Annotated in this window: 9 protein-coding genes and 1 pseudogene; 4 read left to right on the top strand and 6 right to left on the bottom strand. The window is 74.0% G+C overall.

Annotated features, from left to right (window positions below; all coding sequences use genetic code 11):
* Both AB0N76_RS19255 and AB0N76_RS19250 read right to left on the bottom strand, forming a co-directional pair.
* Nucleotides 1-352 (bottom strand): annotated as a pseudogene (locus AB0N76_RS19255) (hypothetical protein); the annotation flags it as partial.
* Nucleotides 353-360: 8 nt separating this feature from the next.
* Nucleotides 361-666 (bottom strand): trypco2 family protein, encoded by a 306-nt coding sequence (locus AB0N76_RS19250; protein WP_363558655.1) that lies wholly within the window; start codon nucleotides 664-666, stop codon nucleotides 361-363.
* 159 nt (nucleotides 667-825) lie between these two features.
* On the opposite strand from AB0N76_RS19250, the gene AB0N76_RS19245 reads away from it, so the two are divergent.
* Nucleotides 826-1,221, top strand: coding sequence for a DUF3224 domain-containing protein (locus AB0N76_RS19245; RefSeq protein ID WP_363558653.1), 396 nt, complete (start codon nucleotides 826-828; stop codon nucleotides 1,219-1,221).
* Between the two features lie 87 nt (nucleotides 1,222-1,308).
* Entirely contained in the window at nucleotides 1,309-2,181 is an 873-nt protein-coding gene (locus AB0N76_RS19240) for a DUF5995 family protein (protein WP_363558651.1), read from the top strand.
* Between the two features lie 71 nt (nucleotides 2,182-2,252).
* On the opposite strand, the gene AB0N76_RS19235 is transcribed toward AB0N76_RS19240, so the two are convergent.
* Nucleotides 2,253-3,692: a GuaB1 family IMP dehydrogenase-related protein gene (locus AB0N76_RS19235; RefSeq protein ID WP_363558649.1), complete on the bottom strand. Its 1,440-nt coding sequence runs from the start codon at nucleotides 3,690-3,692 to the stop codon at nucleotides 2,253-2,255.
* 291 nt (nucleotides 3,693-3,983) lie between these two features.
* Here AB0N76_RS19235 and AB0N76_RS19230 point away from each other — a divergent pair, with 291 nt between their 5' ends.
* Together AB0N76_RS19230 and AB0N76_RS19225 are read left to right on the top strand one after the other, a co-directional pair.
* A complete protein-coding gene (locus AB0N76_RS19230; RefSeq protein WP_363558647.1) occupies nucleotides 3,984-5,495 on the top strand; it encodes an SDR family NAD(P)-dependent oxidoreductase in 1,512 nt (503 codons plus the stop codon).
* A gap of 33 nt (nucleotides 5,496-5,528) precedes the next feature.
* A complete protein-coding gene (locus AB0N76_RS19225; RefSeq protein WP_363558645.1) occupies nucleotides 5,529-5,984 on the top strand; it encodes an NUDIX domain-containing protein in 456 nt (151 codons plus the stop codon).
* Between the two features lie 44 nt (nucleotides 5,985-6,028).
* On the opposite strand, the gene AB0N76_RS19220 is transcribed toward AB0N76_RS19225, so the two are convergent.
* From AB0N76_RS19220 to AB0N76_RS19210, 3 genes are read right to left on the bottom strand one after another with little or no spacing between them, the layout of a single operon-like run.
* On the bottom strand, nucleotides 6,029-8,257 hold the full coding sequence (locus tag AB0N76_RS19220; protein WP_363558643.1) for an FtsX-like permease family protein: 2,229 nt from the start codon (nucleotides 8,255-8,257) through the stop codon (nucleotides 6,029-6,031).
* On the bottom strand, nucleotides 8,254-8,967 hold the full coding sequence (locus AB0N76_RS19215) for an ABC transporter ATP-binding protein (RefSeq protein WP_363558641.1): 714 nt from the start codon (nucleotides 8,965-8,967) through the stop codon (nucleotides 8,254-8,256). The genes AB0N76_RS19220 and AB0N76_RS19215 overlap by 4 nt, the downstream gene beginning before the upstream one ends.
* Nucleotides 8,964-9,488, bottom strand: a complete 525-nt coding sequence (locus tag AB0N76_RS19210; RefSeq protein WP_363558639.1) for a PadR family transcriptional regulator — start codon at nucleotides 9,486-9,488, stop codon at nucleotides 8,964-8,966. Before AB0N76_RS19210 ends, AB0N76_RS19215 begins: the two co-directional genes overlap by 4 nt.
* Nucleotides 9,489-9,923: the final 435 nt, after the last annotated feature.

Raw genomic sequence — 9,923 nt, 5'->3', positions numbered from 1 at the left:
GGGCGGCGGGGGCGGCGGGGTCCGGGCCCGGACCGGGCCCGGGGCCACCGGGCGGCGGGTCCAGGCGCAGCAGGGCGAGGTCCGTGCCCCGGCCGCGCCAGGCGAGGGTGGCGGGCAGCGGCTCGTCGCCGCCGCCGAGGAGCACGGTGCAGCGCCGGCCGCCCTCGGCGCCCCGGCCTGCCCCACCGTCCGCGCCCCGGCCCGCCCCGCCCTGCCCGGCGTCTTCGGTGAAGAGGTGGGCGACGGTGAGGACCAGCCGGGAGCTGATCCGGTACCCGGATCCGTAGGCCGCCGTGCCGCCGCCGTGCCGGACGATGACCTCGGCCACCCGGGACTTGACGAACGGGCTCATTCCGGGGGTCAGCCGAGGTCGATCAGACCCGACACGTCGTCACCGGTCAGTACCTGTCCGCCGTCGGCCGTCTCGGCGCTGAGGGCGAGCCGGACGGTGTGGGTGTGGGCCGCCTTGGCGGCGCCCTTCGCGCCGAGCGAGACCACCCAGAACCGCACCCCGCCGTCGGCCTCGGCCGACTTCTCGACGGCGACCTGGAGTTCCAGGTCGATCGAGTCGATCCGGAAGCGGACGTCCTGGTCGCGCGAGTCGATCCGGGCGCGGTTGATCTCCGCGCGCAACGACGCGAGCAGGTCGGCGAGTTCGATGTCCATACGGCCCCCCGTCGGCGTGGTTCGGGACAGCTGACTGCCCGGGCGGCCAGTGTGGCAGACGGCAGCCCGGTCCGGACCCGCTTCGGGGTGAATTGTCAGTGGCTCGTGCAAGGGTGGCTGCGCGATCGATTCCGACGAAGGAAACGAAGGAGCGGTGCCATGGGGAGCAGGACCAGCGGGGCGTTCGAAGTCACCTCGTTCGAACCGGAGGAGACGGACCAGCAGCCGGGGGCGACGCTCGGCCGGGTGCGGATCACCAAGGAGTTCACCGGCGGGCTGACCGGGTCCAGCGTGGTGCGGATGTTCTCGGTGCTGGACGGCGCGGGCGGGCCGGCCGCGTACGTGGCGGTGGAGCGGTTCACGGGTGCGCTGGACGGGCGGCAGGGGTCGTTCGTGCTGCAGCACGCGGCGCCAGGCAGCCACGGCGAGCGGCTGTCGATCCGGGTGGTCGAGGGGACGGGCTCGGGCGAGCTGGCGGGGATCACCGGGGTGTTCGAGCTGGAGGTCGACGACGAGGGCCGGCACACCTACGTCCTGGAGTACGACATGAACTGAGCGCGGCGGGGCGGGGAACCGGGCGGGCCGCTGCCACGATGATGCGATCAGTGCACGATCGACATCGGAAGGTGGCGGATGGCCGGGGTGTCAACGAGAACCGGGGTGTCGGCGAAGCGGGAGGGCGCGCGTGGGATCGACCGGGTGATCGGACGGCTGAAGGCGATCGGGGCCGGGCTGCCGCCCGCTGACGGGGTGGCGGTGTTCAACCGGATGTACCTGACCGTCACGGAGACGGTCCGGGCGCGGCTGGCGGAGTTCGCGGATCCGCCCGCCGTGGCCGAGCTGGACGTGGTGTTCGCCGGGCGCTACCTGCGGGCCGTGGACGCGGTCGCGGCGGGGCGTCGGCCGCCGGCCTGCTGGCGGCCGCTGTTCGAGCTGCGCGCGCGGCCGGACCTGCACCCGGTGCAGTTCGCGCTGGCCGGGATGAACGCCCACATCCAGCACGACCTGCCGCTCGCAGTGGTCGACACCTGCCTGCGGCTCGGGCGGGAGCCGGAGCGGCTGGCGTCCGACTACCACCGGATCAACGGGGTGCTGGCCGGGGTGGAGGCGGCCGTCCGGGAGCAGCTGATGCCCGGGCCGGACCTGCTGGAGCGGGTCGAGCCGCTGACCCACCGGGTCGGCGTGTGGTCGGTGGACACCGCCCGCGACGCGGCCTGGGCCTCGGTGCGGGTGCTCTGGGAGCTGCGCGAACGGCCCTCGGCCGCCGGGGCGTTCAGCTCGGCGCTGGACGGCGCGGTCGCACTGCTCGGCCGCGCGCTGCTCACCCCGGTCGGCCTTCCGCCCGCTCTGGGGGCGACGACACCCGGGGCGGCGCCGGTCGACGCGAGGACGCCCGGTGCGGCGGTGCCCGACACAGCGACACTCGGTGCGGCAACGGCGCCCGACGCGCCGGTGGCCGGCCGGCTCCCCCTGGCGAGGAGCCGGCCGGCCACCGGACGCGACGAGCGGGGCTGAGCCCGGCCGGGCCGGGCCCCTCAGGACCCGACCCCTCGGGACCCGACCCCTCGGGACCCGGCCCCGCGCGATCAGGCCCAGCTGGAGTGCAGCGGCTTGCCCTCGGCGTAGCCGGCGGCGCTCTGGATGCCGACCACGGCCTTGTCGTGGAACTCCTCCAGGCTCGCGGCGCCCGCGTAGGTGCAGGAGCTGCGCACGCCGGCCACGATCGAGTCGATCAGGTCCTCGACGCCCGGGCGGGCCGGGTCGAGGAACATCCGGGAGTGCGAGATGCCCTCCTCGAACAGCGCCTTGCGGGCCCGGTCGTAGGTGGAGTCCTGCGAGGTGCGGTTGCTGACGGCCCGCTTCGAGGCCATGCCGAAGGACTCCTTGTACTGGCGGCCGTCGGCGGTGGTCTGCAGGTCGCCGGGCGACTCGTAGGTGCCGGCGAACCAGGAGCCGATCATCACGTTGGAGGCACCGGCGGCCAGCGCCATGGCGACGTCGCGCGGGTGGCGCACCCCGCCGTCCGCCCAGACGTGCTTGCCCAGGCGGCGGGCCTCGGCGGCGCACTCCAGCACGGCGGAGAACTGCGGCCGGCCGACGCCGGTCATCATCCGGGTGGTGCACATCGCGCCGGGGCCGACGCCGACCTTGAGGATGTCGGCGCCCGCCTCGACCAGGTCGCGCACGCCGACGGCGGAGACGACGTTGCCCGCGACGATCGGGACCTGCGGGTCCAGGCCGCGGACGGCGCGCAGCGCGCTGATCATCGACTCCTGGTGGCCGTGCGCGGTGTCGACGACCAGCACGTCGGCGCCGGCCTCCAGCAGGGCCTTGGCCTTGCCCGCGACGTCGCCGTTGATGCCGACGGTGGCGGCGATCCGCAGCTTGCCGGCGGTGTCGACGGCGGGGGTGTAGAGGGTGGCGCGCAGCGCGTTCTTGCGGGTCAGGATGCCGACCAGCTTGCCGTCGGCGTCCACGACCGGGGCGAGCTTGCGGTGGCCCTCGCTGAGCTTGTCGAAGGCGGCCCGCGGGTCGATGCCCTCGTCGAGGAGGAGCAGCTCGCGGGACATCACGTCGGCGAGCGAGGTGAAGCGGTCGACGCCCTGGCAGTCGGAGTCGGTGACGACGCCGACCGGCTTGCCGTCCTCGACCACGACCAGCGCGCCGTGGGCGCGCTTGGGCAGCAGCGAGAGCGCCTCGGCGACGGTGGCGCCGGGGCCGAGCGTGATGGCGGTGTCGTGCACCAGGTGGCGCTGCTTGACCCAGCCGATGACCTCGGCGATCACCTCGGTGGGGATGTCCTGCGGGATGGCGACCAGGCCGCCGCGGCGGGCGACGGTCTCGGCCATCCGGCGGCCGGCGATGGCGGTCATGTTGGCGACCACCAGCGGGATGGTGGTCCCGGTGCCGTCGTTGGAGGAGAGGTCGACAGCCTGTCGGGAGCCCACGGCGGAACGGCTGGGGACCATGAAGACGTCGTCGTACGTCAGGTCGTACGAGGGCTTGAGGTCGTTCAGGAAGCGCATGAAACGGGGCTCTCTGGCTGGGAGAAATTACACCTCGGGTGCGGGTGCGGCTCGGCCGCAGGGCGCACTCGGGCGCCCCTGCACCCAACGTTCGATTCTCCGGCAGCCCCTGGGCAAATGCCAGTTCGAGGACGATTGCTGGCGCTGTACACAAACCGTGATCAAAGCTCCGCGCGTAGACATGGATGATCCTCCAAACGACCGCCGGCCCTCCGGCTTTTCGCCCCGGCCAGGGCCGCTCCCGTAGCATTCACGCGGTAAGGGCGAGGCGAGCGGAAGAGCGCAGACGGTATGACGGCGGGCACGGACATCAGCGAGCAGCAGGTCGACGCGGGCGGCGACGAGGAGATCGACTACGGTCCCGGTCTCGACCCGGAGCGGCTCAGGCTCTGCCTGGAGGTGCTCGCCGAGCTGGACGAGCTGCACGTCGACCACCCGGACGCGATCACCGTCCGGCAGGCCGTCGGCGGCATATTCCGCACACTCAAGCAGCGCCGCCGCCAGGAGACCCGGGCCCGGAAGACCGCCAACGACCGCGACGTCACCGCGCGCACCGCGACCGGCGCCCCGACCCGGATCGACGACGAGACGGCCGGCGCGTTCGGCCTGACCACCGTCACCACCACCGAGATCGCCGGGATCCTGGAGCGCCCCCGCTCCTGCTACATCTGCAAGCAGCGGTACGTCGAGGTGGACGCGTTCTACCACAACCTCTGCCAGAACTGCGCGGTCAAGAACCGGACCCGCCGGGACGCCCGGGCGGACCTCACCGGCAAGCGCGCGCTGCTGACCGGCGGCCGCGCCAAGATCGGCATGTACATCGCGCTGATGCTGCTGCGCGACGGCGCGCACACCACCATCACCACGCGCTTCCCCAACGACGCCATCCGCCGCTTCACCGCGATGCCGGACAGCGCCGACTGGCTGCACCGCCTCAAGATCATCGGCATCGACCTGCGCGATCCGGCCCAGGTCCTGGCGCTGGCCGACGAGGTCGCCGCGGACGGCCCGCTGGACATCCTGATCAACAACGCCGCGCAGACCGTCCGCCGCCCGCCGGAGTCCTACCGCGAGCTGGTCGCCGCCGAGTCCGCGCCGCTGCCGGCCGGCGTGCTGCCGCAGTCCACCACCATCGGCCGGTTCGGCAGCGGCAGCGTCGACCTGCCCGCCCTGCCGGCCCAGGCCTCCTCCGGGGACATCGAGCGGATCTCCGCCCAGGACGTCACCTCGCTCGCCCTGGTCACCGGCTCGGCGACGCCCGAGCGGATCCAGGCCGGCACCGCGATCGACGCCGGCGGCCTGGTGCCCGACCTCGCCGACACCAACAGCTGGGTGCAGACCGTCAACGAGGTCGGCCCGGTGGAGCTGCTGGAGGTGCAGCTCTGCAACTCCACCGCGCCGTTCATCCTGATCAGCCGGCTCCGCCCGGCGATGGCCGCCTCGGCCTCGCGCCGCAAGTACGTGGTCAACGTGTCGGCGATGGAGGGGGTGTTCCAGCGCGGCTACAAGGGCGCCGGCCACCCGCACACCAACATGGCGAAGGCCGCGCTGAACATGCTCACCCGCACCAGCGCGCAGGAGATGTTCCAGAACGACGGCATCCTGATGACCGCCGTCGACACCGGCTGGATCACCGACGAGCGTCCGCACCCGGACAAGATGCGGCTCGCCGAGGAGGGCTTCCACGCCCCGCTCGACCTGGTCGACGGCGCCGCCCGGGTCTACGACCCGATCGTCCGCGGCGAGCAGGGCGAGGACCTCTACGGCTGCTTCCTGAAGGACTTCGAGCGCTCCGCCTGGTAGTCCGCGACGCCCCTGCTCCTGGAGGAACCCGCTGTGACCACCGCACCGCTGCTGGGCGCCGGCGTGATCGTGCCCACCGGGGACGGCCGGGTGCTGGTCGGCCGGCGCACCACCGCCGGCGAGCCGCCGACCTGGAGCCTGCCCGGCGGCAAGGTCGACCTCGGCGAGTCCTTCGAGCAGACCGCCGCCCGCGAGCTGGCCGAGGAGACCTCGATCGTGCTGCCCGCCGCGGACATGCGGGTGCTCGGGCTGCTCCTCGACCACGAGCTGGGCCGCCCCCGGCTGACCGCCGCCGTGCTCGCCCCGCCGAGCCTGGCGGCGGCCGTGGTGACCGAGCCGCACTCCTGCGGCGGCTGGGAGCGGTTCGCGCTGGACGCGCTGCCGGAGCCGATGTTCTACCCGTCCGCGCTGGTCCTCGGCTGCTGGCGGTCGGAGCTCGGCACCCCGGCCCGGCCCGGGACGCACCGCTACCCCGTCACCCGCCCGTAGCGGGAGGTGACGGGGTACGCGGGGCGGCGGGGCCTCGGCGGCGGTCAGCCGTTGCGGGCCGCCTCCGGGCCGGTGATCCGTTTCAGCAGCGGCAGCGTCGAGGCGATGATCCCCAGCGAGGCGACCAGGCCCAGCGCCACCAGCAGGAAGAACACCACCCCCGGCGCCACCAGCTCGTAGTGCATCTGCGACTTGAGGAACATCGCCGACGCCGCGAAGCCCGTCCCGGTCGCGATCGCCGCCACCACCAGCAGCGGCAGCGCGCTCTCCAGCCCGATCACCCGCCGCAGCAGGCCCAGCGGCGCGCCGGTGAGCCGCAGCATGGCGAACGGCCGCCTGCGGTCGGACAGCCCGGCGACCACGCTCACCGCGAGGCTGCACCCGGCGATCGGCAGGGTGGTCAGCAGCACCACGTTCGCCAGCTGCTGCCAGCCGACCCAGGTCCGCTGCTGCGCGGTGCCCCAGTCGCGGACGGTCGCCGCCAGGTGGCCCGGGTAGGCCCGGGTGAGCAGCGTCCGGGTCCGCTCCATCGCCGCCGTCGAGCCGTCCGTGGTCACGTAGACGTTCCGGACCGGCAGCCCGGCGACCGCCGCGGCGGAGATCGGGGCGGCCGGCCACTCGACGGCCGCGTTGGAGTTCAGGTCGAGGAAGCCCCAGCTCGGGACGGCCGCGACCTCGGCCCCCGCCGGGCAGTGGCCGGTCACCGGGACCTGGGCGAGCTCCGAGCAGCGCACCAGGCTGGGGAAGACCCCGGGCCGCTCGCGCGGGTCCCGCGCGATCCCGTCCGGGTTGTGGTGGACCACCGCCAGGCCTTTGAAGCCGGGCACCGCGCGCAGGCCGGCGAGGACCTGCTCCGGCACCGAGTCGGTCATCGGCGGCCCGTCGAAGGCGGTGCCGATCTCCACCGCGGCCCGGGTCTCCGGGTCACCGGCCAGCGAGCCCCGGTACTCGTTGATGGTGCCGATCACGCACACCGTCGCCGTGCTGACGAACAGGGCGAGGACGAGGCCGGCGACCGAGCGGAAGCCCGCCTTCGGGTCGTCCGCGAGCCGGCGGACGGCGATCAGCGTGGCCGGCCGGCGGGTGCGCAGCGCCACCGCCCGGGCGGCCACCATGGTCAGCCAGGGGCCGGCGACCACCAGACCGATCATGATCATCAGGAAGCCGGTCAGATAGGCCGCCGTCTGCCCGTCGGTGGTCTGCGGGCGCCGGTTGACGAAGTACCCGAGCTCGGCGAGGCCCACCAGCAGCGGGACCGCCCGTCCGAAGGTCGGCGGCTTCGGGGTGACCCGGCGGGTGACCCCGAGCGGCGAGATGGTGACCCGCCGCAGGGCCAGCCGGGCCGCGACCGCCGCCGCCAGCGGGACGCCCAGCGCCGTGGCCGCCAGCTGGAGCGGAGTGAGCGTCAGGTCCTCCAGGAAGAACCGGTCGCCGGTGAACGGGACGGTCGCCACCAGCGGGCGCAGCAGCAGGAAGAGCCCGGAGCCGAGCACCGCGCCCACCGCCGAGGCCACGGTGGACTCCACCGTCGAGATCACCGAGACCTGCCGCGGGGTGGCGCCGACCAGCCGCATCGCGGCGTAGCGCTGTTCCCGGGTGGCGGCGGAGAGCCGGGTCGCGGTGCCGATGAAGACGACCACGGGGAAGATCAGCGCGGCGGCGACCACGGAGAGGATCAGCGTCATGGCGTCGCCGCGCACGCCCTTGCCCGGACAGCCTTCGTCACAGCTGGGCGGCAGGGCGGTGGCGATGGTGGTGATCTTGCCCGCGTGGGGCATGTGCTCGATCTCCGCCGGGGTACGGCCCACGACCAGGAAGAGCGAGTCCGGGGAGGGCAGCGCCGCGTCGCCGAGGACCCCGACCGGCCTGCCCGGGAAGCGGTCGCCCAGCTCGCCGGCCGGGGTCGCGCGCAGCCGCTCGGTCAGCGCGGGCGAGGCGTAGTACTCGCCGGGGGCCGGCAGGCGGTAGAGGCCGGGCGGGACGGGCGAGGTCGGCCCGGTGGCGGCGACGTCGACCCGGAAGATCTCCTTGCCGTCGTGGTAGTCCCCGTGGGCCCACCACCAGAGCGGGTCCACCGGGGCCGTCTCGGTCCGGCTCGCGGTGCCGCTGTTGGTCCACAGCAGCCGGTCGTTGGCCTTGTCGACGGCGTTGATGCTGGCCAGGGTGGAGAGCAGCAGGCCGACGCCGACCGCGACGGCGGCGGTGATGACGGCCAGCCGGGCGAGGGCCTCGCGGCCCCCGCTGACGGCGAGGCGCAGGGCGAAGGCGATCACGAGGCGACCCGCTCCGCCCGGCCGCCCGACGCGTAGCCGGTCGGCAGGGTCTTGGCCTTGCCATCGCGGACCACGGCCTCGCGGTCGGCGTAGGCGGCGACCCGCGGCTCGTGGGTGACCAGCACGACGGTGGTGCCCTGCTCGCCGGCGGCGCTGACCATCAGCTCCATCATCTGCTCGCCGGTGAGCGAGTCCAGCGCGCCGGTCGGCTCGTCGGCGAACAGCACCCGGGGGCGGGCGACCAGGCCGCGGGCCAGCGCGACCCGCTGGGCCTGGCCACCGGACAGCTCGCCGGAGCGGCGGCCCCCCATGCCGTCCAGGCCGAGCCGGGCGAACCACGGGCGGGCCTCGGCGAGCGCGGCGGACCGGCGGACGCCGTTGAGCAGCAGCGGCAGGGCGACGTTCTCCTCGGCGGTCAGTTCGGGGACCAGCTGGCCGAACTGGAAGACGAAGCCGAAGCGGTCCCGCCGTAACGCGCTGCGCCGGGCCTCGCCCAGGTGGTCGATCCGCCGGCCGTCGAAGTACACCTCCCCCGCGTCCGGGACCAGGATGCCGGCCAGGCAGTGCAGCAGGGTGGACTTGCCGGAGCCGCTGGGCCCCATCACCGCCAGCACCTCGCCGGCTGCGGCGGACAGGCTGGCCCCGCGCAGGGCGGGGGTCTCGCCGAACGCGAGCTCCACGTCGCGGGCTTCGATCAGTGGCGTGGTCATGCGCGTACCTCCGCGGCGAGGGCGTCGAGGCGGGCGGTGGTCAGGTCGATCCAGCGCAGGTCAGCCTCCAGGTGGAAGAGGCCGTGGTCGGCGAGCAGGGCGTCGACCAGCGGGCCGCTGCGGCGCAGCTCGGTCAGCTCGCGCATCCGGCGCAGGTGGGCGGCGCGCTGGGTGTCGAGGTACTCCTCGGCGTCGCGGCCGAGCATCAGGGCGAGGACGACCTTGGTGAACAGCACCGACTGGAGGTTGGGTTCGGGGGCGACGGGCTCGGTGAGCCAGTGCTCGAACTCGGTCACCCCGGTGTCGGTGATGACGTAGCGCTTGCGCTCGGGTCCGTCGCCGGGCTCGGCCTCGCCGGCCACCACCTTGCCGTCCCGCGCCAACCGGCCGAGCGTGGCGTAGACCTGACCGTACGGCAGGGGTTTGCCACGCCCGAAGAAGGCGTCGTAGTCGCGTTTGAGGTCGTAGCCATGGCTCGGCTCCCGCTCCAGCAGCCCGAGCAGGGTCAAGGGAACACTCATGGGGAGGACCATACACCAGGGATATACACCGAGTGTATAGCTGGCGAGAATACGCCGCTGACCTGTGGAAACGTCAGAAGCCTTGGGAGAAAGGGTGCGAGAGGAGGAAGCCGAAGCCGCGAGCGGGGGACGGCCCCAACTCCGTCCCCCGCCCTGCACGGCGGCCCGGCGAGCCCCCACAGCGGGCCGGGCCTCCGCGCCCCCGGCACAAACGGGGGACGCGGTCACCGGCCAGCCTGCCTGCTCGGCCCCGCCCCCGCCGAGGGCCGAACGTCCCGGTCCCGCGCCGGGCTTCAGGGTCGGGAGTCCCTGATGGTGCGAGCCCGCACGGCTCTTGTGCCCGGGGGCCGCGCCGGGAGAGATTGGGAGGACGACCGCACCGCGTCCGTCCGGCGGTACCAGCCCACCCGTCGCACCGCACCGACCGCTCGCGCC

Source organism: Kitasatospora sp. NPDC093806 (assembly GCF_040683335.1).
Taxonomy (GTDB): Bacteria; Actinomycetota; Actinomycetes; order Streptomycetales; family Streptomycetaceae; genus Kitasatospora.
Note: the sequence above shows the minus strand (reverse complement) of the source record. Positions and strands in the feature narration are given on the sequence as shown.

What these genes read in the sequence shown, in the direction of transcription:
- AB0N76_RS19250 (WP_363558655.1), bottom strand. Translation starts at nt 666, where the DNA reads ATGGACATCGAACTCGCCGACCTGCTCGCGTCGTTGCGCGCGGAGATC.
- AB0N76_RS19245 (WP_363558653.1), top strand. Translation starts at nt 826, where the DNA reads ATGGGGAGCAGGACCAGCGGGGCGTTCGAAGTCACCTCGTTCGAACCG.
- AB0N76_RS19235 (WP_363558649.1), bottom strand. Translation starts at nt 3,692, where the DNA reads ATGCGCTTCCTGAACGACCTCAAGCCCTCGTACGACCTGACGTACGAC.
- AB0N76_RS19230 (WP_363558647.1), top strand. Translation starts at nt 3,984, where the DNA reads ATGACGGCGGGCACGGACATCAGCGAGCAGCAGGTCGACGCGGGCGGC.
- AB0N76_RS19215 (WP_363558641.1), bottom strand. Translation starts at nt 8,967, where the DNA reads ATGACCACGCCACTGATCGAAGCCCGCGACGTGGAGCTCGCGTTCGGC.
- AB0N76_RS19210 (WP_363558639.1), bottom strand. Translation starts at nt 9,488, where the DNA reads ATGAGTGTTCCCTTGACCCTGCTCGGGCTGCTGGAGCGGGAGCCGAGC.